At 61.4% G+C, this 23,932-nt stretch carries 23 protein-coding genes and 1 pseudogene; 10 read left to right on the top strand and 14 right to left on the bottom strand.

The features are described 5' to 3' along the window. Positions 1–42: 42 nt before the first annotated feature. Positions 43–1,416, bottom strand: a complete 1,374-nt coding sequence (gene ppnN, locus ACIPL0_RS09460; RefSeq protein WP_400600571.1) for a nucleotide 5'-monophosphate nucleosidase PpnN — start codon at positions 1,414–1,416, stop codon at positions 43–45. Between the two features lie 214 nt (positions 1,417–1,630). Here ppnN and ACIPL0_RS09455 point away from each other — a divergent pair, with 214 nt between their 5' ends. The 3 genes from ACIPL0_RS09455 to ACIPL0_RS09445 all read left to right on the top strand — a co-directional run bounded on the left by ACIPL0_RS09455 (position 1,631) and on the right by ACIPL0_RS09445 (position 3,801). Continuing rightward, on the top strand, positions 1,631–2,146 hold the full coding sequence (locus tag ACIPL0_RS09455; RefSeq protein WP_400600570.1) for a sterol desaturase family protein: 516 nt from the start codon (positions 1,631–1,633) through the stop codon (positions 2,144–2,146). 71 nt (positions 2,147–2,217) lie between these two features. Beyond that, positions 2,218–3,006: an SDR family oxidoreductase gene (locus tag ACIPL0_RS09450; RefSeq protein WP_400600568.1), complete on the top strand. Its 789-nt coding sequence runs from the start codon at positions 2,218–2,220 to the stop codon at positions 3,004–3,006. Between the two features lie 108 nt (positions 3,007–3,114). Next, complete coding sequence (locus tag ACIPL0_RS09445) at positions 3,115–3,801, top strand: dienelactone hydrolase family protein (RefSeq protein ID WP_400600566.1); 687 nt, start codon at positions 3,115–3,117, stop codon at positions 3,799–3,801. Between the two features lie 213 nt (positions 3,802–4,014). Here the strand turns inward: ACIPL0_RS09445 and ACIPL0_RS09440 are convergent, their stop codons facing one another. Then, a complete protein-coding gene (locus tag ACIPL0_RS09440) occupies positions 4,015–4,428 on the bottom strand; it encodes a PaaI family thioesterase (protein ID WP_400600565.1) in 414 nt (137 codons plus the stop codon). A gap of 346 nt (positions 4,429–4,774) precedes the next feature. Between ACIPL0_RS09440 and ACIPL0_RS09435 the strand changes: the two genes are divergently transcribed. Further along, positions 4,775–6,295 carry an FGGY-family carbohydrate kinase gene (locus tag ACIPL0_RS09435; RefSeq protein WP_400600563.1) on the top strand — a complete coding sequence of 507 codons (1,521 nt, stop codon included), beginning with the start codon at positions 4,775–4,777 and terminating at the stop codon, positions 6,293–6,295. On the opposite strand, the gene ACIPL0_RS09430 is transcribed toward ACIPL0_RS09435, so the two are convergent. The 6 genes from ACIPL0_RS09430 to ACIPL0_RS09405 form a co-directional block, all read right to left on the bottom strand. Beyond that, the gene (locus tag ACIPL0_RS09430) at positions 6,282–7,001 is read right to left on the bottom strand and encodes an SDR family oxidoreductase (RefSeq protein WP_400600562.1); all 720 of its coding nucleotides are present in this window, start codon (positions 6,999–7,001) and stop codon (positions 6,282–6,284) included. The two genes, ACIPL0_RS09435 and ACIPL0_RS09430, sit on opposite strands and share 14 nt — an antisense overlap. A 25-nt stretch (positions 7,002–7,026) precedes the next feature. After that, positions 7,027–8,007: a sugar-binding transcriptional regulator gene (locus ACIPL0_RS09425; protein ID WP_400600560.1), complete on the bottom strand. Its 981-nt coding sequence runs from the start codon at positions 8,005–8,007 to the stop codon at positions 7,027–7,029. A 31-nt stretch (positions 8,008–8,038) separates the two neighbouring features. Continuing rightward, a complete protein-coding gene (locus tag ACIPL0_RS09420) occupies positions 8,039–8,905 on the bottom strand; it encodes a carbohydrate ABC transporter permease (protein ID WP_400600558.1) in 867 nt (288 codons plus the stop codon). A gap of 1 nt (position 8,906) precedes the next feature. After that, entirely contained in the window at positions 8,907–9,812 is a 906-nt protein-coding gene (locus tag ACIPL0_RS09415) for a carbohydrate ABC transporter permease (protein WP_400600556.1), read from the bottom strand. 156 nt (positions 9,813–9,968) lie between these two features. After that, positions 9,969–11,303, bottom strand: a complete 1,335-nt coding sequence (locus tag ACIPL0_RS09410) for an ABC transporter substrate-binding protein (protein ID WP_400600554.1) — start codon at positions 11,301–11,303, stop codon at positions 9,969–9,971. Between the two features lie 79 nt (positions 11,304–11,382). Then, positions 11,383–12,414 carry a zinc-binding dehydrogenase gene (locus ACIPL0_RS09405; protein WP_400600552.1) on the bottom strand — a complete coding sequence of 344 codons (1,032 nt, stop codon included), beginning with the start codon at positions 12,412–12,414 and terminating at the stop codon, positions 11,383–11,385. A 225-nt stretch (positions 12,415–12,639) separates the two neighbouring features. On the opposite strand from ACIPL0_RS09405, the gene ACIPL0_RS09400 reads away from it, so the two are divergent. Next, complete coding sequence (locus ACIPL0_RS09400) at positions 12,640–13,794, top strand: ABC transporter ATP-binding protein (RefSeq protein ID WP_400600551.1); 1,155 nt, start codon at positions 12,640–12,642, stop codon at positions 13,792–13,794. 267 nt (positions 13,795–14,061) lie between these two features. Here the strand turns inward: ACIPL0_RS09400 and ACIPL0_RS09395 are convergent, their stop codons facing one another. Beyond that, a complete protein-coding gene (locus ACIPL0_RS09395) occupies positions 14,062–14,979 on the bottom strand; it encodes a LysR family transcriptional regulator (protein ID WP_400600550.1) in 918 nt (305 codons plus the stop codon). 137 nt (positions 14,980–15,116) lie between these two features. On the opposite strand from ACIPL0_RS09395, the gene ACIPL0_RS09390 reads away from it, so the two are divergent. Together ACIPL0_RS09390 and ACIPL0_RS09385 are read left to right on the top strand one after the other, a co-directional pair. After that, entirely contained in the window at positions 15,117–16,172 is a 1,056-nt protein-coding gene (locus ACIPL0_RS09390; protein WP_400600549.1) for a tartrate dehydrogenase, read from the top strand. Between the two features lie 222 nt (positions 16,173–16,394). Continuing rightward, on the top strand, positions 16,395–17,735 hold the full coding sequence (locus tag ACIPL0_RS09385) for a dicarboxylate/amino acid:cation symporter (RefSeq protein ID WP_400600547.1): 1,341 nt from the start codon (positions 16,395–16,397) through the stop codon (positions 17,733–17,735). On the opposite strand, the gene ACIPL0_RS09380 is transcribed toward ACIPL0_RS09385, so the two are convergent. Next, positions 17,726–18,394, bottom strand: a complete 669-nt coding sequence (locus tag ACIPL0_RS09380; RefSeq protein ID WP_400600545.1) for a murein L,D-transpeptidase catalytic domain family protein — start codon at positions 18,392–18,394, stop codon at positions 17,726–17,728. The two genes, ACIPL0_RS09385 and ACIPL0_RS09380, sit on opposite strands and share 10 nt — an antisense overlap. A gap of 66 nt (positions 18,395–18,460) precedes the next feature. Then, positions 18,461–19,309: a mechanosensitive ion channel family protein gene (locus ACIPL0_RS09375; RefSeq protein WP_400600543.1), complete on the bottom strand. Its 849-nt coding sequence runs from the start codon at positions 19,307–19,309 to the stop codon at positions 18,461–18,463. Between the two features lie 348 nt (positions 19,310–19,657). Here ACIPL0_RS09375 and ACIPL0_RS09370 point away from each other — a divergent pair, with 348 nt between their 5' ends. Further along, complete coding sequence (locus tag ACIPL0_RS09370) at positions 19,658–20,245, top strand: cell wall hydrolase (RefSeq protein ID WP_400600767.1); 588 nt, start codon at positions 19,658–19,660, stop codon at positions 20,243–20,245. Positions 20,246–20,460: 215 nt separating this feature from the next. Here ACIPL0_RS09370 and ACIPL0_RS09365 read toward each other — a convergent pair whose 3' ends face one another. Beyond that, positions 20,461–21,147 carry a hypothetical protein gene (locus tag ACIPL0_RS09365; protein WP_400600541.1) on the bottom strand — a complete coding sequence of 229 codons (687 nt, stop codon included), beginning with the start codon at positions 21,145–21,147 and terminating at the stop codon, positions 20,461–20,463. 161 nt (positions 21,148–21,308) lie between these two features. Here ACIPL0_RS09365 and ACIPL0_RS09360 point away from each other — a divergent pair, with 161 nt between their 5' ends. Then, on the top strand, positions 21,309–21,818 hold the full coding sequence (locus tag ACIPL0_RS09360) for a hypothetical protein (protein ID WP_400600539.1): 510 nt from the start codon (positions 21,309–21,311) through the stop codon (positions 21,816–21,818). Here the strand turns inward: ACIPL0_RS09360 and ACIPL0_RS09355 are convergent. Beyond that, on the bottom strand, positions 21,815–22,393 hold the full coding sequence (locus tag ACIPL0_RS09355) for a nucleotidyltransferase family protein (RefSeq protein WP_400600538.1): 579 nt from the start codon (positions 22,391–22,393) through the stop codon (positions 21,815–21,817). The genes ACIPL0_RS09360 and ACIPL0_RS09355 overlap by 4 nt on opposite strands. 150 nt (positions 22,394–22,543) lie before the next feature. Between ACIPL0_RS09355 and ACIPL0_RS09350 the strand changes: the two are divergent. Beyond that, positions 22,544–22,666, top strand: a pseudogene (locus ACIPL0_RS09350) (cell wall hydrolase); the annotation flags it as partial. 174 nt (positions 22,667–22,840) lie between these two features. Here ACIPL0_RS09350 and ACIPL0_RS09345 read toward each other — a convergent pair. Beyond that, positions 22,841–23,695: a CAP domain-containing protein gene (locus ACIPL0_RS09345; protein ID WP_400600536.1), complete on the bottom strand. Its 855-nt coding sequence runs from the start codon at positions 23,693–23,695 to the stop codon at positions 22,841–22,843. Positions 23,696–23,932: the final 237 nt, after the last annotated feature.

Below are 23,932 nucleotides of genomic sequence, written 5' to 3'. Positions count from 1 at the left end.
CAGGACCAGGCGGGGCGGTGTTGCATTATCGACATAAGCGGTTTACGACACCACGCGATAGCACGGCACATACGCCGCGCCACCCGGCAGTTTCATCCGGTGCTGCTCAACGAACGCCTGCAGCAGTTTGTCCAGCGGCTGCATGATTTCCGCGTCGCCGTGGATTTCGTATGGGCCGTGTTCCTCGATCAGGCGGATGCCCTTGTCCTTGACGTTGCCGGCAACGATACCGGAGAACGCCCGACGCAGGTTGGCGGCCAGTTCATGGGGCGGCAGCTCACGACGCAGTTGCAGGCTGGCCATGTTGGCGTGGGTCGGATCGAAGGGGCGCTGGAAGCTCTCTTCGATCTTCAGCAGCCAGTTGAAGTGGAAGGCGTCGGCGCGCTCGCGACGGAACTGACGGACCGCCGCCAGGCCTTCGGTCATGTGCCGGGCCACTTCGGCCGGGTCGTCGATGATGATGGTGTAGTGCTTGTGCGCCTCTTCGCCGAGGGTCGCGCTGACGAACGCGTGCAACTGTTGCAGGTACGGCGCGGTGCTCTGTGGCCCGGTCAGTACCACCGGGAACGGCAGGCCCTGGTTGTCCGGATGCATCAGGATGCCCAGCAGATACAGGAACTCCTCGGCGGTACCGGCGCCGCCCGGGAAGATGATGATGCCGTGGCCGACACGGACGAAGGCTTCCAGGCGCTTCTCGATGTCCGGCAGGATCACCAGTTCGTTGACGATCGGGTTCGGCGCTTCGGCGGCGATGATGCCGGGCTCCGTCAGCCCCAGATAACGCCCGCCATGGATGCGTTGCTTGGCGTGGGCGATGGTCGCGCCTTTCATCGGCCCCTTCATCACGCCGGGACCGCAGCCGGTGCAGATGTCCAGCTTGCGCAGGCCCAGTTCGTGGCCGACTTTCTTGGTGTACTTGTATTCTTCGGTGTTGATCGAGTGGCCGCCCCAGCACACCACCATCTTCGGCTCGACGCCGGCGCGCAGGGTGCGGGCGTTGCGCAGCAGGTGGAAGACGTAATCGGTGATGCCCTGGGAGTTGCTCAGGTCGATGCGCTGGCTGTCCAGCTCGCTTTCGGTGTAGACGATGTCGCGCAGGGCGCTGAACAGCATTTCCCGGGTGCTGGCGATCATCTCGCCATCGACGAAGGCATCGGCCGGTGCGTTCAAGAGCTCCAGGCGGACGCCGCGATCCTGTTGATGAATGCGGACTTCGAAGTCCTTGTAGGCTTCGAGAATGGTTTTGGCGTTGTCGACATGGGCGCCGGTGTTGAGGATGGCCAGGGCGCACTGGCGGAAGAGGTTGTAGGTGCTGCCCGAGCCTGCGGCGCTGAGCTGTTGGACTTCGCGTTGTGAAAGCGTCTCCAGGCTACCTTTTGGACTGACCGAAGCGTTGATTACCTGTCTTGTAGCCATTCTGAATTCCTTGAAAGCATTGCCACCCGGTCAGACCGACCTGTGGCATGGGTACAGTGACTGCCGGAATCGGCCCGCCACGCAGCCATTTTTTACATCGCTGGCGACGGAAAGCAAACCTCTGTGATGACATCTGCCCGGCGGCTTTGGATTTTCCCGCCTGCGCCGGTATGCTGCACCCCGACGTCCCGACTCCACCGGCCCCTTCACGCTTATGATGTTCAACTTCGCGGTTTTCCTCTGCACGCTGGTGGCCATGGAAGGTGTCGGCTTTCTCGCGCACAAGTATGTGATGCACGGCTGGGGCTGGTTCCTCCATCGTTCGCACCACGAAGAACAGCTGGGCGCCTTTGAAACCAACGACCTCTACCTGCTGGTGCTCGGCGCGGTCGCCATCGGCCTGATCGTGCTGGGCAACAGCGGCCATGATCCGCTGCAATGGGTCGGCGCCGGGGTGGCGGCGTTCGGGCTGATCTACATGTTCATCCACGACGGCATCGTCCATCGCCACTGGCCGATGCGCCCGCAGCCACGCAATCGCTATCTCAAACGCCTGTACCACGCGCACCTGATGCACCATGGGGTGAAGGGTCGGCGCAACAGCGTGTCGTTCGGTTTCCTCTATGCGCCGCCGGTGGCGACCCTGCAAAAGCAGCTGCGGGACATGCGCGAAGCCGAGCGCAATCGCGTAGTGGATACACCAGAAGGCTCCGATCTGGCCAACAGTTGATCCCTCGACCTGCCACTTGATGCTAAGTTGGGCGCCTGTGTTGTCATCACTGAACCAACAGGAGTCGAACCATGGATCTTGGATTGTCGGGGCGCTGGGCGATCGTGTGTGCGGCCAGCAAAGGCCTGGGGCTGGGTTGCGCGCGAGCGCTGGCCAAAGAGGGCGTCAATCTGGTGATCAATGCCCGCGGTGACGAGGCTCTGCAAGCCGCTGCCGCCGAACTGCGGCAACTGGCGCCGGGTATCGAAGTGCGCACCGTGACCGGCGACATCAGCGAGCCTGCGGTGCGCGAGCAGGTGCTGGCGGCCTGTCCGCAGGCCGACATTCTGGTCAACAACGCAGGCGGCCCACCGCCCGGCGACTTCCGCGACTGGCAGCGCGACGACTGGATCAAGGCGCTGGACGCCAACATGCTGACCCCCATCGAACTGATCAAGGCCTGTGTCGACGGCATGGCCGCGCGCGGTTTTGGCCGGGTGATCAACATCACCTCCGGTGCGGTCAAGGCGCCGATCGACGTGCTGGGCCTGTCCAACGGCGCCCGCAGCGGCCTGACCGGGTTCATCGCCGGCCTTGCCCGTCAGCCGCAACTGGCGGGCAACAACGTCACCATCAACAACCTGCTGCCGGGGCCGTTCGACACCGAACGTCTGCAAAAGAACATCAGCCTGGCGGCGGACAAGAACGGCGTCAGCGTCGATGCCCTGGCCGAACAACGGCGCAATGCGGTGCCGGCCCAGCGTTTCGGTACCGCCGACGAGTTTGGCGCGTTCTGCGCGTTTCTGTGCAGCGAGCATGCCGGCTTCATGACCGGCCAGAACCTGTTGCTGGACGGTGGCGGCTACCCTGGTACGTTCTGAGACGCGGCGCGTCATCGGAACCTGTTCAGGCTGGCCGGCAGCGGTGTTGGCCAGCTTTCACTTTTTCGGATTCGGGAGAACCCTGTGACTCAATCAGCAGCGGGAACAATGATTACCTACAAGCGCCCGGACGGTCAGGATGTCAGCGGCTATCTGGCGACCCCGGCCAAGGCTGAAGGCGCGCCGGCAGTGGTGGTGATCCAGGAATGGTGGGGTCTCAACGATCAGATTCGCGGTGTTGCCGACCGTCTCGCGGCGTCCGGTTACCTGGCGCTGGTGCCGGATCTGTATCGCGGTGAAATGACGGTGGAAGAGGAGGAGGCCCATCACCTGATGAGCAAACTCGACTTCGCCGATGCCGCCACTCAGGACATCCGGGGTGCAGTGCAGTTTCTCAAGGGCAAGACGCAGAATGTCGGCGTCACCGGCTTCTGCATGGGTGGCGCGTTGACCTTGCTGGCGCTGAACTTCATTCCCGAGGTGACCTCGGGCGTGGTGTTCTACGGCATGCCACCGCTGGAGTACCTGGACGCCAAGGCGATCAAGGTGCCGGTGCAGGCGCACTGGGCGACACAGGACGAGTTCTTCCCGGCGGAGAACGTCGACAAGCTGGAAGAGAAACTCAAGGAAGGCGGCGTCGATCTGGAGTTCCACCGCTACCTGGCGCACCACGCCTTCGCCAACGAAACCGCCGTGGGTACCGGGCGCATTCCCGGCACACAATACGATCCGGTGTGGGCGCAACTGGCCTGGGACCGGGCGCTGACGTTCTTCGGCCGGACGTTGTGGGGTTGAGCTGAGTCGCTCTTGGAAATTGTCTTGCGCCGATAAAGGCGCTGTTTCTGTAGGAGCTGGCTTGTCCTGCGAGCGGCTGCGAAGCAGTCGTAAATCCATGCGCATTGATTGTGTCAGGCAAAACGCATGCACAGGTTTTACGACGACTGCGTCGCCGCTCGCAGGACAAGCCAGCTCCTACAGGTCGTGCTATGCCACCCGGGCTATAAGCCTTCAGCGCAACGCCTGTGGCGGAATGGCGTAGGTGCCGACCACGTGGGCGACCGGTTCTTCCAGCCCTTCCGAGTACAACGACACCTCGCCGATGGCCAGGGTCTTGCCGACTTTCAGCAACTGGCATTCGCCGATGATGCGTCGGCCGGCTTCGGGTTTGCGCAGGAAGTTGATGGTCAGGCTGGTGGTCACGGTCAGCGGCACGATGCCGATCACGCCCAGCACTGCCACATACAGCGCGACATCGGCCACTGCCATCAGCGTCGGCCCGGACACCGTGCCGCCTGGGCGCAAATCGGAATGGTCGACCACCTGTGAGATCGTGGCCCGGCGCTCGCCGACCGCTTCGACGACAATGCGGGTCTGCGGAAACTCACGGGCGATGAATGCGGCAATCTCTTCCTTGCTGGCCATCGTATTTTCCTTGTTATGGGCGATGGGCAAGACTTGATGAGCCGACGGCGCTTGTCAATCTGCGAGGCTCGATCTGCAGCGCACCCCGCAAACCTGTTGGAGGGAGCTCTGCTCGCGATGGCGGTGTGTCAGACAACGTCGATGCGACTGAACGTACGCTATCGCGAGCAAGCTCACTCCTACATGGCGTCAGTTCAGACACAGCAGCGTTGCCTGACACGACACCATCGCAAGCAGAGCTCCCACCCACACGTCCTGTGCATGACGCAAAATCCAGACATGGCAGCAGACCTTTCGTACCATCCTCGGCTAGTCTTGGCGCTTCCATGGCAGGAGCAGGGCACGCATGCGCAAACTTGTGATCGGTATCGACCTGAGCACCACCACCTGCAAGGCCATCGCCTGGGATGCCCGAGGGGAACTGGTGGCGCAAGCGCGGGCGCCGCTGGGGTTGTCGCGGCCGGCGGCCAATGCCTATGAGCAGGACCCGCAGGACTGGTGGCGAGCCACGCAGCAGGCGCTCAAGGCCTTGCTGGCGCTGCTCGACGGCGCGGCCATTGCCGCGGTGTCAGTGGTCAATCAACGGGAAACCGTGGCGGTCACCGATGCCCAGGACCGCTTGCTGCGCCCGGCGATGCTCTGGCTCGACGAGCGCCGCAAGGATGAAGTCGCCGCGCTGACCGCCCGGGTCGGTGACGAACGCCTGCACGCCATCACCGGCAAACCTCATGACTGGGCGCCGGCCATTTACAGCCTGGCGTGGATGGCCGACGCCGAGCCGGAACTGTTCAAACGCATCCGCCACGTCTACGAACCCCACGCTTGGCTGGTGCGCCAGCTGACCGGTGCATTCGCCACCAGTTGGGCCAGCGCCGATCCGTTCGGGGCGTTCGATATTCACCGCCATGACTGGGCGGATGAGGTGCTGCAGGCGCTGCCGATCCCGCTGCGCGCCGACTGTTTTCCTGTTGCCTCGGCACCCGGCTCGGTGCTGGGCACCGTCACCGCCGCCGCCGAAGCTCTGACCGGTTTGCCCGCCGGCACCCCGGTTGTCGCCGGTGGCGGCGACGGTCAGGCTGGAGGGCTGGGCATCGGCGTGGTCAGCACCGGCACGGCGTATTTGAATCTGGGCACGGCCATCGTTTCCGGGGTGTACGCCGACACGCCGATGATCGATCAGGCCTTTCGCACCCTGTGCGCGGTCGACCGTCAGGGTTACGTGCTGGAGACGTCGCTGCGTTCCGGCACGCTGCTGATCAATAGCCTGCTGCGGCAGTTTTTCGATATCGACGTGGTGGCCCAGCCCGACAGCCTGCTGCGCCTGGAAATCGAGGCGTCGCGGGTGGCGCCGGGCAGTGACGGGTTGATTCTGTTGCCGTACTGGAACGGCGTGATGAACCCGTATTGGGACCAGGATGCGCGGGGCTGTCTGCTCGGCCTCTCGCCGGACCATGGCCGGGCGCAGATCTATCGTGCCGTGCTGGAAGGCATCGCGCTGGAACAGGCGGTCGCTACCGAGCGCATGGTCGAGGCCACCGGTGAGCCGGTGAACACCTTTGTCGCCATCGGTGGCGGCGCGGCCAGTCGCCTGTGGTGCCAGATCATCGCCGACATCACCGAGCGCCCGGTGATCCGCGCCTCGACCCAGGAAGCTTCAAGTCTGGGCGCCGGTATTGCGGCCGCAGTGGGGGCGGGCTGGTACGCAAGCTTTGCCGAGGCCGCGCAGGTGATGACCCAGGACGGCGAAACCTTCTTGCCCAATCCGGCCTTGCGCGAGTTTCATCAGGAGCTGCTGGCGCTGTACCGCGAGCTGTACCCGCGTCTGCGCGATCTCTATCCGCGGCTGGCGCGGCTCAACCGGCGCTGAAGCCGCCGTCCACGGTCAGCGTGGTGCCGTTGATCATGCCGGCGTCATCGCTGAGCAGAAAGGCGATGGTCGCGGCGATTTCGCCGGGTTGCACAAAGCGGCCGAGGGGAATGCGCGACAACATCGCCCCGGCCTTGACCGGATCACTCCAGGCCTTGTCGGCCATCGGCGTCAGGGTCACCACCGGGTTGACGCTGTTGACCCGGATGCCATGAGGCCCCAGCTCCACGGCCATGACCCGGGTCATCGCATCCAGCGCCGCCTTCGACGCGCAATAGGCCAGGTGATCACGGGTGCCGACCGCTGCCGCCAGGCTCGACACGTTGACGATGGCCCCCGGCACGCCACGGGTGATCAGGTCGCGAGCCACCACCTGAGCAACCAGCATCGGCGCGCGGGTGTTGACCGCCATCAGGTGATCGAAAGTTTCCACGGTGGTCTCCAGCACCGATTGCAGTTCGACCACCCCGGCGCAGTTGACCAGCAGATCGATGGGCAGCATCGATGCCACGGCGGCCTGGGTCGCCTCGGCGTCGGCCAGGTCCACCACCAGCGTCTGTTCGCAGTAGGCAAGGTCGGCGGCGTTGCGACCCAGGGCGATGACGTCGGCGCCGCACTCGCTCAGCCACTGCACGGTTTCCCGGCCGATGCCCTTGCCAGCGCCGGTGACCAGAATGCGTTTGCCGATGAAGTCGTAGCGGGCCATGACGGGGTTCCTTGCAGAAAGGGTTTCAGTTGTCCTGTTCAAGCAATTGCGTGGCGGCGTCTTCGTCGATCACCAGTTCGTGGACGACGTTGCGCAGCAGCACCGCACGGATGATCTCGGCCTTGTACGGGCCACCGGAGACCAGCACGACTTTCTTGATCCGCCGCAGGTCTTCCGGGTCCAGCGAGATGGCCCGGCGGTTCAGCGGATGGTTGACCTCGATACCGTCGCGGTCCAGCCAGCGCCCGAGCAGGTCGCCCACCGCACCGGCAGCCCGCAGCGAACGGGCGTCTTCCGGGCTGACCAACCCCAGTTCCAGCATCAGCGAACGCTCACTCAGGTCGCCGACGGTCAGCAGCGCCAGATCAGCCTGCCGGGCCTTGCCCAGCACATCCTGCACCGAGGCTTCGGCCAGGATCATGTCGCGGTACGGCTCGGACGGCGCGAACACCGGCGCCGCCAGGTAGTAATAGGAGCCGCCGAACAGCCCGGCGAGGCTGGAGGCGATTTCCACGGTGTTGTTGGCTGAGCCGTAATGCAGACCGCCGAGCAGCGACAGTACGGTCATGTCCGGAATGGATCGCCCTTGCAGCTCGCGCACCGCCTGGCGCAGGGTACGGCCCCAGCCGACGGCGACGATGCAACCGTCGACCAGATACTCCTGAATGCTCGGCGCCACGCCGACGCCGAGCACGCGGAAGATCGTCGCCGGATCGTCGGGCGAAGGCACCACAGTGACTCGCTCCAGACCGAAACGCTCCTGCAGTCGGTGTTCCAGTTCGATGCAGGAGGCCAGCGGTGAGTTGATGCGGATTTGCACCACGCCGGTCTCCCGGCAGGTCGCCAGCGCCTTGTTGACCCGCACGCGGGTGATGCCGAAACGGTCGGCGATCTGCTGCTGGGTCATGTTGCTGACGTAGTAGTGCCAGGCGATCCGGATGTTCAGCTGATCGTCGGCGTTCACCGGGTCGGCGTCGGGGATGAATTCGGGATAACGGTTCTGCACGGCATAGTCCTTGGCGCGAAAAGCGGGGCGCCTACTTCACGGCGCCCATGGTCAGCCCTTGTACCAGATGCTTGGAGACCATCAACGCGAAAATGATCACTGGAAACACAATCAGCGTGCCGGTGGCCATGATCTCCCCCCAGGGCAGGTCGTATCCGCTCATGAAGCTGGTGGCGGTGACCGGCGCCGTGCGGGCGGCGTTGCGGGTCAGCACCAGCGCATAGAGCAGCTCGTTCCAGGAAAAAATGAACGAGAAGATCGCCGACACCGCCACCCCTGGCATCGCCAGCGGCAGGGCGATGCGCCAGAAGATGGTGAAACGCGAGGCGCCCGACAGCCGCGCCGCTTCGTCCAGATCCTTGGGCACGCCACGGAACTGGTCGGTGCAGATCCACACCACGATCGGCAGGTTGAAGGTCAGGTAGATCAGGATCAGCACCAGATGGGTGTCGATCAGGCCCATGTTGCGCGCCATCAGGAAAATCGGCAACGCCACCACGATCGGGCTGAGCATGCGGTTGGTGATGAACCAGAACCACAGGTCTTCCTTGCCCTTGAACTCGAAACGCGCCAGCGCATAGGCGGCCGGCGTGCCGAGGCCGACTGCCAGCACCGTGGTGCAGACGGCGACGATCAGCGAGTTGCCGAGGCTGTGCAGCACGTCGCGCTCGAACAGCACCTTGATGTAGTTGTCCAGGTGCGGGGTGAAGGCCCACACCGGCGGCGAAGCGAGCGCTTCGGCCTGGGTCTTGAGGCTGGTGGCGACCATCCAGTAGAAGGGGAACACGGCGAACAGAAAGATCGCCAGCAGCCCGACCAGGTGCCAGGGGCTGACCTTGATGCCGGGGCGCGGAATGCTTGGGGTGGCAACGGTCTTGCCGGCAGAAACGGTGGCCATGTCAGATCTCCCGGTAAACGAATTTGATGTACAGACGGGCCAGCACGATGGTCAGGATCAGCAGCAGAATCGCCTGCGCCGACGCCACGCCCTGATCGAACACGCGAAAGCCGATGCGCTGGATATAGACGCTGACCAGTTCGGTGGCCGCGCCCGGGCCGCCGCGGGTCATGGTGAACACGGTGTCGAACATCTTGAGGATGTCGGCGGTGCGCAGGATCAGGATCACCGTGGCGCTGGGCAGCAGAAACGGCAGTTGCACGTAACGCACGATCTGCCAGCGGCTGCGGGTTTCCAGGCGCGCGGCTTCTTCGATCTCGTGGGGCACCATGGTCAGCCCGGCCAGCAACACCAGCGCGCAGAACGGCGTCCATTGCCAGATGTCCATCAGCGCCACGGCGATGAAGGCGTTGGTGGTGTCGCCCAGCCATTCCACGGGGCCGGCATTGACCATCGCCAGCAGGGCGTTGGCGACGCCGAAATCGCGGTTGAAGATCAACCGGCCGATCAGGCCCGCCACGGCGGGTGCGGTGGCCAGCGGAATCACCAGACTCATCCGCGCCAGCAGCTTGAAGCCGGACAGACCGGGCTTGTGCAGCAGCAGGGCGATGATCAGGCCCAGCGCCAGCTGGATCGGCACCACGGTGATCAGAAACAGCCCGGAGCGCCCCAGCGCCGCCCAGAACGAGGCGTCGTTGAGCACGCTCAGGTAGTTGTCGAAACCGATGAAAGGGGTCGCATCCTTGGGACGCGCCAGGTTGTACTGGCGAAACGAATTGACCAGTGCAAACACGGTCGGAAAAATGCCGATCAGCGCCAGGGCCACAGTGGCCGGCGCAAGAAAGGCGAAAGCGGCCCGGGTGTTGTTCCACAGGGTCGGGAACACCGGTTTTTTGTTGTTGGACATGGTCGTGATTCTCGAGTGATACGGACATCTTGCGGTGTTGCGCTGATTACCCTGTAGGAGCCGGCTTGCTGGCGAATGCGGTGGGTCATTCACCGTTGAAGCGTCTGATCTGCCCCATTCGCCAGCAAGCCGGCTCCCACAGTTTTCGTACGCGTATTACTTCAGCAACTTGACCTTGCCGTCGTAATAACCGGCCTTGTTCAGGATGTCCTCCATCTTGCTGCCGATGGCCTTGGCGCCGGCTTCGACGCTGGACTTGCCGAGCATGATCGCGGTGCCGTTTTCACCGACCACTTCGGAGATTTCCGGCCACTGCGGGAAGCGTGGACGGTAGTCCGGCACGCCGCCTTCCCACGAGGTCACCATCGGCTGCACGAACGGGTATTTCTTCTGCACGTCGGCGTCCTTGTACACCGACATCCGCCCGCTGACACCACCGGCTTCCAGGTACGGCTTGGCCATGGCTTCGGAGGTGACCCACTGAATGAACAGCCAGGCCGCCGCTTTCTGCTTGTCACCCGAGTTGGCGTTGACCCCCAGCGAGAAACCACCCAGCGCAGGCTTCAGACCCGCCGGGCCTTTCGGTTCGGTGGCCACGGCCAGGCAATCGGTGATCTTCGATTTCGCCGGGTCGGCGAGGGTGCTGTAGAACGCCGACCACTCGGTGATCATCGCCACTTTGCCTTGGGCCAGGGCGTTGACCGCTTCGTTGTGGTCGTAGTCGACGATGCCCGGCGGCATGAACTTCATCAGGTCCTGACGGAACTGCAGGCCCTTCTGAGAGGCTTCGGAATTGAGGTTGGACTTGAAGTTGGCGTCCAGCAGCGAGCCGCCGAATGGCCAGAGGAAACGCATGAAACTGTCCGCCGACTGGGTTTCGCCGCGACGCGATTGCAGGGCGTAGGCGTAGCGGTCCTTGCTCTTGTCGGTCAGCTTCGGCGCATAGGTGTGCAGCAGTTCGTCCCAGGTCGCTGGCGGCTTGTCGAAACCGGCGTCCTTGAGCATGCACTTGTTGTAGAACAGCAGGCCCGAATAGTTATCGAACGGCAGGCCGTAGGTCTGCTTGTCCCAGCCACCGAACGACTCCAGCAGGATCGGGAAGAAACCGTCCAGCTTCAGCTCAGGGTCGGCCAGCTTGGGATCGTTGGTGAACGTGGTGATCGGCTCCAGCCAGCCGTTGCCGGCAAATTCGCCGATCCACACCACGTCGGTCAGCACCACATCCAGCGGTTCGGTGCTGCTGAAGCGCAGGACTTCCTGCTCGCGGGTGTTCTCGTAGGGGATGGTTTCGTAGCTGACCTTGATCCCGGTCTTTTTCTCGAATTCCGGCAGCAGCTTGATGGCGGCGGCATAGCCCGGACGGTCGAGGAAAATCGCCTTGATCTCGGTGCCCTTGTAAGGCGCGGCGGCCTCTTCAAGCGTCCAGGCGTGAGCGCCCGCCGAACCGAGGGCGACCGACAGGGCCAGGGCGTTCCATACCAGCTTCTTCATTACGTGACCTCTTTGTTCTTGTTGGTGAGGGTGACGTGGTGTCTGCGCCTGCGCGCGTTTTTGATCTACAGCGGTTAAGTCAATCCGGGTGGGGCAGGATGACGGTCTTCAGGGCGCCGTCGAGAAACTCCGAAGGGTAGCTGAACGCCTGGCTGGCCTGAGCCAGGTCGAAGCGGTGGGTGACCAGACAGTCGACATCCACCGCGCCCTGGGCCACCAGTTGAATGGCCCGGTCGTAGACATGGCCCATGCGCCGCGACAGGCGGACGTCGAGGCCCTTGCGCCGCAGCAGCGAGGCACTGAGCGGGGCGTACTGATCGCCGTCGGGAATGCCGACCAGCACCACCCGGCCACCGATGCGCGCCGATTGCGCGGCGATCTGGAAACCTTCCGGCGAGTTGGTCGCCTCCAGCACCAGATCGACGCCGCGGCCCTGGGTCCATTCGGCGATGGCAGCGTGGTCGGCAGCGACCTCGTCGGCGCCCAGTTGCCGGGCCTTTTCCGTGCGGTAGTGGATCGGGTCGATGGCGTAGACGGCTTTCTTGCAGAGCATTTTCGCCAGTTGCAGCAGGCACAGGCCGATGGGGCCACAGCCGATGATGGCGACGGTTTCAAAGAGTTTTTTGCTGCCGGCAAGATCCATGGCATGGATCGCCACGCCCAGCGGTTCAAGCATCACTGCCTGCACCGGGGTGAAGTGGTCGGGCACGGCATAGATCTGGCTGGGGGCGACGACGATGTATTCGGTCATCGCGCCGTGGGTGTGGGGCGGCGAGCCGAGGAACTGCACATGGGGGCAGAGGTTCACATGACCACGGCCGCACCATTCGCACTGGCCGCAAGGTTTCGCCGGATCGACCGCCACCAGTTGCCCGGCTTTCAGGCCCAGTTCGGGCCGGTCGTCGGTCAGGCGGGCGGCGAACTCATGGCCGGCGATGAAAGGCTGGGTGATGCGGGCATGGCCGATGGCGCCTTCCTTGTAGTAATGCAGGTCGCTGCCACAGACGCCGACCGCGCTGACCCGCAGCAGCACCTCGTCGCCGACCGGTGTCGGCACGGGCTTGTCGCCGATGCGGATGTCGCGAATGCCATGGATGTATGCAGCCCGCATTCAGTGCGCTCCTTGACATTTGTATTTTTAGAATTACAAATGATCGTAGAGCGAAACTTTTTGCTGTCAAGCCCATGATGAAGTTTGTCTTTGTAGGAGTGAGCTTGCTCGCGATCGCTGTTTGTCTTTGACGCCATCGTTGGCTGATCCAATCGCGAGCAAGCTCACTCCTACAAGGAATCTGCGCGGCAGCACCCACACAACAATAATTCAGGGGACACGATTTTGACTGAGCTCAGTCTGACGGGCGTCGAGAAAGCCTATGGCGACATCAAGGTGTTGCATGACATCCACCTGAGCATCGAAAGCCGCGAATTCGTGGTGTTCGTCGGGCCGTCCGGGTGTGGCAAGTCCACCTTGCTGCGCTGCATTGCCGGGCTGGAAAGCATCACCCAGGGGCAGATCCGCATCGGCAGCCGCGACGTGACCTACCTGGAACCGGCCGACCGAGGCGTGGCCATGGTGTTTCAGTCCTACGCGCTGTACCCGCACATGTCGGTCTACGACAACATCGCCTTCGGCCTGAAGATGCAGAAAACGCCCAAGGGCCAGATCGAAGCCAAGGTGCGCAACGCCGCGCGCATTCTGCAACTGGAGCCGTTGCTGGAGCGCAAGCCCAAGGCGCTGTCCGGCGGTCAGCGTCAGCGCGTCGCCATCGGTCGCGCCATCGTCCATGAGCCGGAAGTGTTTCTGTTCGACGAACCACTGTCCAACCTCGACGCCTCGCTACGGGTGCAGATGCGCATCGAGATCGCCAAGCTGCACGCCGATCTGCAGGCAACCATGATCTACGTGACCCACGACCAGGTGGAAGCCATGACCCTGGCCGACAAGATCGTGGTGCTCAACAAGGGCTGCATCGAGCAGGTCGGCTCGCCGCTGGAGCTGTATCACCACCCGCGCAACCGTTTCGTCGCCGGTTTCATCGGTTCGCCGCAGATGAGTTTTCTGCCGGTGCAGACCGTGGCCGTCAGTGGCGAAGGCGTGCAGGTCAGCCTGCCCGGCGGTGGTCGGCTGTGGGTGCCGGTCAAGGGCGACAACCTGCGCGCTGGTGATGCGCTGACATTGGGATTGCGTCCGGAGCATTTGTCCGAGCGCGGCGAAGGCGATGCACAGATCAGTGTGACGGCGCGGGTGGTCGAGCATCTGGGCGGGGAGACCTTCACCCATGCCGAAACCACCGAGGGCGACCCCTTGATGATCAAGGGCGACGGGCTGTCGGCGGTCAAGGCCGGCCAGACCCTGGCGGTCGGCGTGTCCGGGGTGAATTGCCACCTGTTCAACGAACACGGACAAGCGTTCGTGCACCGCGTGCATTACAGCGAACGGATGCCCGACGAAATCCGGCATCGGCCCGGTTCTGCGGCGGTGGTGGGGTAACTCATCCCAGGGTAGGGCCACCGCACATTCCTGTGGGAGGGAGCTCTGCTCGCGATGGCGTCAGCTCAGACATTGCAGTGTTGATTGACCCACCGCCATCGCGAGCAGAGCTCCCTCCCACAGTAGTTATGCGGAATTCACTCACTTTTTCAACGCCACATCGTCGTAGGAGCGCGCTTGCCCGCGATGGGCATATCAGTTGCCATCGTGGTACCTGACCCGACGCCTCGCGGGCAAGCGCGCTCCTACAGAGGGTCTCAGAGCAATTCACTCGTGCTCCGACGCCTCCAGATGATCGATATGCTTGAAACGCTCCACCAGAAAATCGATCAGGCTGCGCACCCGTGCTGACAGGTGCAATTGTTGCGGGTACACCGCGTAGACGTCGGCGCGGGTCGGGGTCTGGTCTTCGAGCACCAGGCGCAAACGCCCGCTGCGTACGTACCGGGCGATGTCCCATTCGGCGCGCAGCAGGATGCCGAAACCCTCCAGCGCCCAATTCAGCGCCACTTCACCATCGTTGCAGCCCAGCGCGCCACGGACCTTGACGTTCTGCGTCTTGCCGCCATTGGTGAAGCTCCACACGCCATACGGCGTCTCGTTCTGGCGCAGGAAAATGCAGTTGTGCTCCTGCAAGTCAGCCAGCCGCGTCGGCACGCCGTGCTTCTCCAGATACAACGGCGAGGCGCACAGCAAGCGACGGTTGGACGCGATCTTGCGCGCATGAAACGCCGCGTCCGGCAGGGTGCCGAAACGGATCCCCAGATCGAAACCGTGGGTCGCCAGATCCAGCGGGTGGTCGCTGATTTCCAGCTGGATCTCGACCTCCGGGTAACGGGCGAAGAACGCCGCCAGCGCCGGGCCGATATAGCGCCGACCAAAGCCCAGCGAGGCGTTGACGCGGATCAGGCCCTTGGGCGTGGCGCGGCTGCTGCTGACCAGCTGTTCCACCTCGTCGATCTGCGTGAGGATCCGCGCCGCGTGGGAAAAATACAGCTCGCCTTCGGCGGTCAGGCTCATCGAGCGAGTGGTGCGGTTGACCAGGCGGATCCCCAGCCGCGCCTCCAGCGCACTCAGGCGTTTACTGACAGCAGGCGGCGTCACGCCCAGTTCGCGGGCGGTGGCAGCAAGGCTGCCTTGCTTGGCCAGCAGGTGGAAAAACTGCAAATCCAGGGTCTGGTTCATTCGTAACTCAAAGTTATTGATGTAGTGATTTTGAGGAACTCACTGCTTTGGGTTCACTACATATACTCCGCTCACACCCCGCTTGAACAGCCCGGTTCAAGGGGCACAACAAGAACATCAAGAGAGTGGAATCGATCATGAGTGCATACAAGATTGCGGCAGTCCCAGGTGATGGCATCGGCGTCGAAGTGATCGCCGCCGGCGTGGAAGTGCTGCAGGCGCTGTCGAAAAAATCCGGCTTCAGCCTCGACTTCAAGCATTTCGACTGGAACTCCGACAACTACCTGAAAAACGGCCACTACATTCCGGAAGGCGGCCTGGCCGAACTGAAGACTTTCGACGCGATCTTCTTCGGCGCCGTGGGTGCCCTCAATGTGCCGGACCACATCTCGCTGTGGGGCCTGCGTCTGCCGATCTGCCAGGGCTTCGACCAGTACGCCAACGTGCGTCCGGCCCGTGTGCTGCCCGGGGTGAAAAGCCCGCTGCACAACGGCGAGCTGATCGACTGGGTGGTGGTGCGCGAAAACTCCGAAGGCGAATACTCCGGCAACGGCGGTCGCGTCCACCGTGGTCTGCCGGAGGAGGTAGCGACCGAGGTGTCGGTGTTCACCCGTGCCGGCGTCGAGCGTATTCACCGCTTCGCCTTCGAGCTGGCCCGCAGCCGTCCGCGCAAGCACCTGACCATGGTCACCAAGTCCAATGCCCAGCGTCACGGCATGGTGCTGTGGGACGAGATTTTCTACGAAGTGGCCAAGGACTTCCCGGACGTGAAGATCGACAAGGAACTGGTCGATGCCGTGACCACGCGCATGGTCCTCAAGCCGGGCACCCTGGACGTGATCGTCGCCACCAACCTGCACGCCGACATTCTTTCCGACCTCGCTGCCGCGCTGTCGGGCAGCCTGGGCATCGCGCCGACCGCCAACCTCAATCCGTCGCGCAACTTCCCGTCGATGTTCGAACCGATCCACGGCTCGGCCTTCGACATCACCGGCAAAGGCGTGGCGAACCCGATCGCGACCTTCTGGACCGCCGCGATGATGCTCGAACACCTGGGTGAAGCGGCGGCGGCCAAGCAGCTGATGTCGGCCATCGAAGCGGTCACCGAAAGTGGCCTGCACACCCCGGATCTGGGCGGCACAGCCACCACGCGCCAGGTCACCGACGCGGTGCTGGCGCTGATCAATCGCTGAGGCGCGGCGACCGGCTCTGCACCCTGTGGGAGTGAATTCATTGGCGATGCGATGGTCCAGGCGACGACCTGCTGCGCCTGGGCTGGCCTCTGGCGAATGAATTCGCTCCCGCAAAAAAGCCCGTCGCTCGGTGCGACGACATACTGCGGCACATCGCCAGGGGCGGGCTTTGGTCCGACCCTCTGGTATTTCCTGACAACAATAAAAAATCAGGGCCCTGTCATGAAAAGAATTCTCTCCAAGCTCTACGTGCAAGTGCTGATCGCGGTGATTCTTGGCGCCATCGTCGGCGTGCTGGTTCCGGACACGGCGGCATCGCTCAAGCCGCTCGGTGACGCGTTCATCAAACTGATCAAAATGCTCCTCGCGCCAGTGATTTTCCTCACCGTGGTGTCCGGCATCGCGCGCATGGAAAGCATGAAAGAACTGGGCCGCGTCGGTTTTCGCGCGCTGCTGTATTTCGAGGTGGTGTCGACCCTGGCGCTGGTGGTGGGTCTGATCGTGGTCGACGTGTTCAAGCCCGGTGCCGGCATGAACATCAACCCGGCCACCCTCGACACCTCAAGCCTTGCGACCTACACCGCAGCGGTCAAACATGACTCGTTCATGGACTTCGTCATGAACATCATCCCCGACACCATCGTCGACGCCTTCGCCAAGGGCAACGTCCTGCAGATCCTGCTGTTCTCGATCCTGCTCGGCGTGGCGCTGGCTCAGGTCGGGCCACGCGGCAAGGTCTTCGTCGACGCGCTGGACAGCCTGATGCAGGGCATGTTTCGCATCGTCAACATGGTCATGCGCCTGGCGCCCATCGGTGCCTTCGGCGCCATCGCCTTCACCATAGGCAAATACGGTTTCGGCTCGCTGTTCTCGCTGGGCAAGCTGATGGCCTGCGTGTACCTGACCTGCGCGCTGTTCGTGATCTTCGTGCTCGGGCCGATCTGCCGTTACAGCGGCTTCAGCCTATGGAAGTTCCTGCGCTTCATCAAGGAAGAGCTGTTCACCGTGCTCGGCACCAGCTCTTCGGAGTCGGTGCTGCCGCAGATGATTTCCAAGATGGAAAAGGCCGGGGTATCCAAGCCGGTGGCCGGGATGATCATTCCATCAGGATTGACCTTCAACCCGGACGGGCAGGCGATCTACTACACCATCGCCGCGATCTTCATTGCCCAGGCCACCAACACGCCGCTGACCCTGACCGATCAACTGATCGTGCTGGCGGTGCTGATGTTCACCTCCAAAGGCTCGGCGGGCGTCACCGGTTCCGGATTCATCATCCTCGCCGCGACCCTCGCGTCGCTGGGCACCATTCCGGTGGCGGGCATGGTGCTGCTGCTCGGCGTCGACCGCTTCATGTCCGAGGCGCGGGCCATCACCAACACCATCGGCAACGGCGTCGGCACCATGGCCATCGCCAAGTGGGTGGGGGCGCTGGACACGGCGAAAATGAACCGCGCGCTCAATGGCGAGGCCGAGCCGGAAAAGGCCGAAGCGCAGGCAGTCGAGAAAGCGCCGCGCGGCGACACGATCCTGCCGGCACTGGGCCGCGTGTCTCAGGGCTGACGGGTGGTGGCGGCCGACGGGCAGTGGAGGAAGGTCGAAGTTTTCAGCCACTGCGCGTCGGGGTAATACACGAACAGCAATTGGCCCTGCTTGAGGGTGTCGATCAGCGGCTGCGCAACCGCGGTCGGCACCGCAGGACAACCATGGCTGCGACCGAGTCGCCCGTTTGCGCGGGCGAAGTCGTCACTGACGTACGCAGCGCCATGGATCACCACATCGCGGGCGAACGCCTGATCGTTGATCCCCGGTTCCAGCCCGTCCATGCGCAACGAATAACCGTTCTTGCCGGTGTATGCCTCGCGGGTGCTGAACAGGCCCAGGCTCGACGCCAGGCTGTCCGGGGTGTTGGAGAACGAGGTCGCGAGGTTGTCGCCGCTGCTGCGGCCATGGGCGACCAGTTCGCGGAACAACAGCGTGCGCCGAGGCAGATCGAACACCCACAACCGCCGCTCGGTGGACGGCCGCGAATAGTCGATCACCGCCAGCCGCTCGGCCTGCACCTCGCTTTGCGCCATGCGGCACTGCGCGGCCTGCACGGCCAGGGCAATCACCTCGGGGTTGGCATCCGGCGCCGCCTGGGCCAGAGCCTGCGGCAGCGATTGACTGGCGGCCAGCGCCGGAGCGCCGCTGAGCAGGGCAAACGGCAGCAGACACGGCATGATAGCGGATCGAAAAAAAGAGCGGCGCATCGCTGTCCTGTCTGCTTCGGGTAGTGGCCTCGCAGCTTATCCCGCGGGCTGCTGGATGAACACCGTCTGCGCCGGCATCGGGGCAGGAAAACCGGCTTCGCTCAGCGCGTCCTTGATCACCCGGTTGGTGTCGAAATACACCTGCCCGTAATGCGCGTTGTGGCAATAGGGTCGCACTGCCAGCACCGGGCCGACCAGATTGAAATCCAGAATCTCCACGTCTACCGGCGGCTCCGCGAGCACGTTGGGCAGGCTTGCGATCTGCTGCTTGAGCAGGGCCGCTGCGGCCTTCCAGTCTGCCGAACCCGACAACTGCGCCTTGAGGTCGACACGCCGGAACGGGTTATGGGTGAAGTTCTGGATGTTGTCGCTGAAGATCTTGTTATTGCCCACCAGCGTCAGCACGTTATCCGCGGTATTGATCGCCGTGGCGAACAGACCGATTTCGCTGACCGTGCCGGCGACCCCGCCGGCACAGATGGCATCGCCGACCTTGAACGGCCTCAGCACGATGATGAACGCGCCGGCCGCCAAATTCGCCAGCAGCCCCGACCAGGCCATGCCGATCGCCAGACCGACAGCGGCGAGCAGGGCGGCGAAGGTCGTGGTCTGCATCCCCAGGTAACCGAGGATGGCAATGACTAGGATGATGTTCAGGGTGACCGTGATGGCCGAGCCGACGTAGCGCAGCAGGGTGGGATCGACTTTCTGTCGGGCCAGTGCCCGCTGGACCATGCTGACGGCAAATCCGATCAGCCAACGGCCGACGATCCAGAAGGCGATGGCGCAAATGATTTTTACCGCAAAGGCAGCACCGAACTCCTGCACGACAACTAACAGTGCATCAAACTTCTCGGTCATCAAGTTAACGATTGATTCGTCCATGGCAACAACTCGCAAACAAGAGAGACACCTGAAAAACGCTAGCACAGCCAGCCCGGACCGCAGTCAGCTTTCTGACGCCGTTCGTCAGACGCGGCATGCCTCTGAGTGTGCTGCATAAATTTAAAATGCCACTACGCTGCCAGCCGCAGCTATTCTTCATTCGCTGCCGTGTTTAGGCGTCTCCTGCAAAGCCTCCCCATAACCTGTCGACGACAGCTTGCGATGTTCCGGTTCGTTTCGCGGGTGCCTGTTCCAGGCGCACCGATGTGACTCCGGTGCAGGACCGATCGGCCTCAAAAAGAAGGTTCGACGATGCGTCATTTTGTCTTTTTCATCTGCCTGCTGACGATGTTCGGCGTTGGCCGCGCCGTTGCCGCCGACGCCACGCCGGATCCGCAGGCCGTGGTCAGCAAGGCTCAGGTGCTGGAAGAAAAAGCCGCTGAAAAGGACGGGCCTGCGCCCGCCGTGCCCACGAGCGAAAAGATCACCAAATCCGAAGCCCAGGCGGTTGACCCGGCCGGCGCGCAACCGGTGGACGACGCGATGGTCTGCCTGTCGCGCACCATCTACTGGGAAGCCAAGGGCGGCACCGACGCCGACATGGAGGGCGTTGCCAGCGTGGTGCTCAACCGGCTCGGCCATGAAGGCTACCCGGACACCATCTGCGGCGTGGTCAAACAGGGCGTCGAGAAGAAGGCTTGCCAGTTTTCCTGGTGGTGCGACGGCCGCTCTGATCAGGTCAAGGAAGATGACCGATATGCCGCTTCCAAGGAAATCGCCCGCAAAGCGCTCAACCAGCAACTGACCGACCGTACCCAGGGTGCCATGTACTTCCACGACCGCAACGTCAAGCCGGACTGGGCCGCGGAGTACATCAAGACCACCGAAACCGAGAAGTTCCTGTTCTACAAGCCGAAGGGCGGCAAGGCGAAATAGCGGGTTGTGTGAGGCACATGTGGGAGCGAATTCATTCGCGATGGTCCGATTCGGACGACACAGATGCGTCGCCTGGAGTGCCGCCTCGCGAATGAATTCGCTCCCACAATGTTTACTGCTGCACCCCGCACATCGCCTGTTGTCCTGGCCAATGTAGCCCGACTGTCGTTCCAGTTTGACGGCGAAGTTGTAGCCAGTTTTTATCGTGCGTGACATTAGATTGCTACACGACGAGATATGTAGGCTGAATAAAGAAATAGGATAAAACAGGATGTTAAGTAAGAGGCGAAATATGCCTCTAAGAGTAATGTCGTCGAAAGTTTTTCAGGTGAGTATAGAAAGGCTGTGCCTCCATATGAAAAAAGTAGCGAAAAATTTATGATTGTTTGAGTTTTTGTGGATACTCCAAAGTTTCTAAGTTGGGCGTTAATGAGCATTAAGAAGGCCGAAACCCCTATTGCAAGAGTCAGTATTTCAGGCAGGAGAGGAGCAGAGAGCAGAACGGCATCGGACATGCCGTAAAACTTCAAAACATCGGTGCCAAAAAAAAATATCAGAAGTAGAATGGGAGTGTAAGTTAGCAGAAGAAAGGCTGTGCCAACGTGAAAGCCTTTACGCCTACCAACGGTCGATGCCGAGATGCTATGAATTTGGGCAAGAGCAGCAGCCGGCAACAATAATAAGGAAGAGATGTTGGTGAATACTGTGAAGATAACAACATAGCTCTTGTCTAAAAACAGCATGTGAGCATTTACTGAGTAGAAAATCATGCGTTGGAAAGTTAGCCCAATACCGATGGGAGCTCCAAGGGTGAGAATTTTGCGGATTTGATATTCTATTCTTGAATGTTCAAAGTCCGCCAAAAAATAGGGCGTTTTTGATTTCAAACTATCTACGGTCAAAAAATTTCCAGATCATTATTCTAAGCGAGCTTTCCAGCGGGGAAGGTTCATGCAGCTTACTTACTGAGCTTGGTCGGCAGGGGTACACAGTTTACTGGAGTCGTCCTGCTGCACGGTGCTACTCGGTTGCTGTTGCGGTTAGATGGGTAAGACATAGGCATATGAACTGGGTTGAACATGAAGGTGATGGCCGTTATCAAGTTTTGCGATTTGTGTTGGGTGAGCAAGAATTTGTTTTGTTGGGCGCTTATTTTCCTGCTCTAAATAAAAAAAATCTAAGCTCGCGCCGTGAGCATGCGGCGCTAATTGAAGCATTTATCCGTCATACGGGGAGTAACGAGAATCGCTGCGTATTGTTCGGCGGTGACATAAATGAAATTCCTCCTTGGCATGTGCCTCGAATATTTGATTACACAGTGGAGGGTTTCCCTATTCATGGTGTAGTTACTAGATCTGATTTGTCAGATCTGGCGCGTGATTTTTTACCGGAGAATTCTTATTCGTGGTTCGATCGCCACGGGAATGGGCAGTTGTTGGATGGGATGTTCATCTCGGCTAGATACAAGTCGTATGTAGATAAATACTATTTATTGCGGGAGACCCTTGACCTTAATTTGTCAGACCATTCGGGACTGGTTGTGCGTCTGAGCTACAGCATATCTGATAGCTAAATATTAGCCAAAATCAGCTTAGGCCATCGTATCGTATTAAATTTATCTCGCGCTCTATTGGAGAAATCATTAAAGCTTGCTCTTTTTGAATTCCATCGCACCTTGAAATTAAATAAGTCGTCCAGTCCATAGGGTGCAAGTATGGATAGATGGTCGTTGGAGTCTAGGTGGACTGCTACGGCTGTACAATATTCAGGCCATGTTGAAATTCCCTCCAGGATGCTGTTTAGCGGAGGGAATTCTTGGCCTAGGTCATTACAGTACCAGAGGTGGACTGTCGCTTGATTCGTGACGTCCCATTTTATGTTTGGGGATAGGCGGGAGATTTTTTCGGCTAATTCAGCTTGCCTGTCTTTTGTTTTATTCAGCGATTCAAAATAGATCAGGTCAATGTCGTCAGGGGGCTGAAAAGAGTTTCCTTGAAGCGTATCCCATACCAGGTTTCTGATCAGGCCTGCCCCAATGCACCATTCATTCAAATTCAACTGCTGAGCGTCGCGTAGCCAGCCCATGACCTGGGGGTTGCTGGCAACAATGGCCTTCAGCTGATCTTCATAAGCGTATTCAGTGTGCATGTGTTGTTTGATCCGTGGATGGGTATGACCAAATGGATTTCAGAATACATTCAGCGATTGCGACATAAAAGTGAGTAAAGCATGCGGCATGCATTCTTGGCGGCATACGGATTGAGCGGTGTAGGTCGATTGAACGGTATACACCGCGTTACCCGGGGGGCCATGTACTTCCACGACCGCAACGTCAAACCGGACTGGGCCGCGGAATACATCAAGACCGCGGAAACCGAGAAGTTTCTGTTCTACAAGCCCAAGGGCGGCAAGGCGAAGTAGCGGGTCGTGTGAAGCACATGTGGGAGCGAATTCATTCGCGATGGGCCGGTTCGGACGACACAGATGCGTCGCCTGGAATACCGCCTCGCGAATGAATTCGCTCCCACAGTGTTTACGATGTACCGCCTTCTTCGCGGGCGAGCCCGCTCCCACAGTGTTTGTGATGTGCAGGGCTTACTGCTGCACTCCGAACATTGCTGTCCAGTAGATCCCCGCGTCGCTTTTCGGGTCGACTGCGTAGGCGGCGCCGAGGTCGTGGAAGGCCGGGTTCATCAGGTTGGCGCAATGGCCGGGGCTGGCCAGCCAGCCTTCGACCACCTTGCGCGCGCTGTCCTGGCCGGCGGCGATGTTTTCGCCGATCTGCTGGCCGATGTAACCCGCCAGCTCGGCACGGTCGCCGGGGGTGCCGCCGTTGCGGCCCTTGTGGTCGAAATAGTTGTTGTTGGCCATCGACCGGGTATGGCTCTCGGCCGCCGTGGCAAGGGTGTCGTTCCAGCTCAATGGCGAGGCTGCGGCATACGGCTGACCGCCACATTGATGCGGCACCGAGCGCGCGGCGTTGATCAGGCCGAGGATTTTCTGCCCTTCGGCCTGGGAATTGCCCAGCCCGCCGGCCAGCAGCGGCCGGGCCAGCACGATGCGCCAGTCGCGGTCGGCACGGCTGACACCGATGTCGACAAACTGCGGATTGAGCACTACCTGACAGAAACTTTCCTGGATCGCCGTCATCGCCGACTGTGCATCACGCGGGCCCGACAGGGTGATCGCCTGCACGGTGACCATCGGGTACGACGCCTTCGCCAGCATCGGCTGCAGGTCCACCGTGCCGCTGGCCGGCAGGTTCAGGCGTGCGTCGGCCGTCAGCGGCGGCAGCTCCTGAGAGGCCAGGTTGGCGCACGGCTGGGCCTGGCTGCGATAGCTGTTGATCGACTGGATCAGTTGCGTTTCTTCGCTGGCCATTGCATTGCCCGCCAGCAGCAGAGCCCATGACAGCGCGGCGATGCGCGTCGCTGAAGATGTGAAACGCATGGATATCTCCCTTGTACTGAATGCCGCCATGATGCGCGATTTTGCCCGTTTCGAAATAGTCTGAGCAGAACATTCCGAGGAGGTTGCACTTCGATATCAGTTTTTTTGCGGTTTCGGGACAAAAAAATGCCGGAAATCCCACGCCCCGCAGCATCGACGCCTGGTCAGAGCATGGAGGAGCAAGCGCTGAATGCAAGGGCATTCCCGCAAGGAATGGCTGTTATCACCCCGGCCTGT

Source organism: Pseudomonas sp. NPDC090208 (genome assembly GCF_044746785.1).
Taxonomy (GTDB): Bacteria; Pseudomonadota; Gammaproteobacteria; order Pseudomonadales; family Pseudomonadaceae; genus Aquipseudomonas.
The sequence above is the reverse complement of the archived record's forward strand: the minus strand, read 5'-3'. Positions and strand labels throughout refer to the sequence as shown.

Coding starts and splice junctions, on each gene's coding strand:
- ACIPL0_RS09435 (WP_400600563.1), top strand. CDS start 4,775: ATGCGCAAACTTGTGATCGGTATCGACCTGAGCACCACCACCTGCAAG.
- ACIPL0_RS09430 (WP_400600562.1), bottom strand. CDS start 7,001: ATGGCCCGCTACGACTTCATCGGCAAACGCATTCTGGTCACCGGCGCT.
- ACIPL0_RS09440 (WP_400600565.1), bottom strand. CDS start 4,428: ATGGCCAGCAAGGAAGAGATTGCCGCATTCATCGCCCGTGAGTTTCCG.
- ACIPL0_RS09375 (WP_400600543.1), bottom strand. CDS start 19,309: ATGGACGAATCAATCGTTAACTTGATGACCGAGAAGTTTGATGCACTG.
- ACIPL0_RS09420 (WP_400600558.1), bottom strand. CDS start 8,905: ATGGCCACCGTTTCTGCCGGCAAGACCGTTGCCACCCCAAGCATTCCG.
- ACIPL0_RS09390 (WP_400600549.1), top strand. CDS start 15,117: ATGAGTGCATACAAGATTGCGGCAGTCCCAGGTGATGGCATCGGCGTC.
- ppnN (WP_400600571.1), bottom strand. CDS start 1,416: ATGGCTACAAGACAGGTAATCAACGCTTCGGTCAGTCCAAAAGGTAGC.
- ACIPL0_RS09450 (WP_400600568.1), top strand. CDS start 2,218: ATGGATCTTGGATTGTCGGGGCGCTGGGCGATCGTGTGTGCGGCCAGC.
- ACIPL0_RS09385 (WP_400600547.1), top strand. CDS start 16,395: ATGAAAAGAATTCTCTCCAAGCTCTACGTGCAAGTGCTGATCGCGGTG.
- ACIPL0_RS09345 (WP_400600536.1), bottom strand. CDS start 23,695: ATGCGTTTCACATCTTCAGCGACGCGCATCGCCGCGCTGTCATGGGCT.
- ACIPL0_RS09445 (WP_400600566.1), top strand. CDS start 3,115: ATGATTACCTACAAGCGCCCGGACGGTCAGGATGTCAGCGGCTATCTG.
- ACIPL0_RS09455 (WP_400600570.1), top strand. CDS start 1,631: ATGATGTTCAACTTCGCGGTTTTCCTCTGCACGCTGGTGGCCATGGAA.
- ACIPL0_RS09355 (WP_400600538.1), bottom strand. CDS start 22,393: ATGCACACTGAATACGCTTATGAAGATCAGCTGAAGGCCATTGTTGCC.
- ACIPL0_RS09410 (WP_400600554.1), bottom strand. CDS start 11,303: ATGAAGAAGCTGGTATGGAACGCCCTGGCCCTGTCGGTCGCCCTCGGT.
- ACIPL0_RS09405 (WP_400600552.1), bottom strand. CDS start 12,414: ATGCGGGCTGCATACATCCATGGCATTCGCGACATCCGCATCGGCGAC.
- ACIPL0_RS09380 (WP_400600545.1), bottom strand. CDS start 18,394: ATGCCGTGTCTGCTGCCGTTTGCCCTGCTCAGCGGCGCTCCGGCGCTG.
- ACIPL0_RS09395 (WP_400600550.1), bottom strand. CDS start 14,979: ATGAACCAGACCCTGGATTTGCAGTTTTTCCACCTGCTGGCCAAGCAA.
- ACIPL0_RS09415 (WP_400600556.1), bottom strand. CDS start 9,812: ATGTCCAACAACAAAAAACCGGTGTTCCCGACCCTGTGGAACAACACC.
- ACIPL0_RS09370 (WP_400600767.1), top strand. CDS start 19,658: ATGTTCGGCGTTGGCCGCGCCGTTGCCGCCGACGCCACGCCGGATCCG.
- ACIPL0_RS09360 (WP_400600539.1), top strand. CDS start 21,309: ATGAACTGGGTTGAACATGAAGGTGATGGCCGTTATCAAGTTTTGCGA.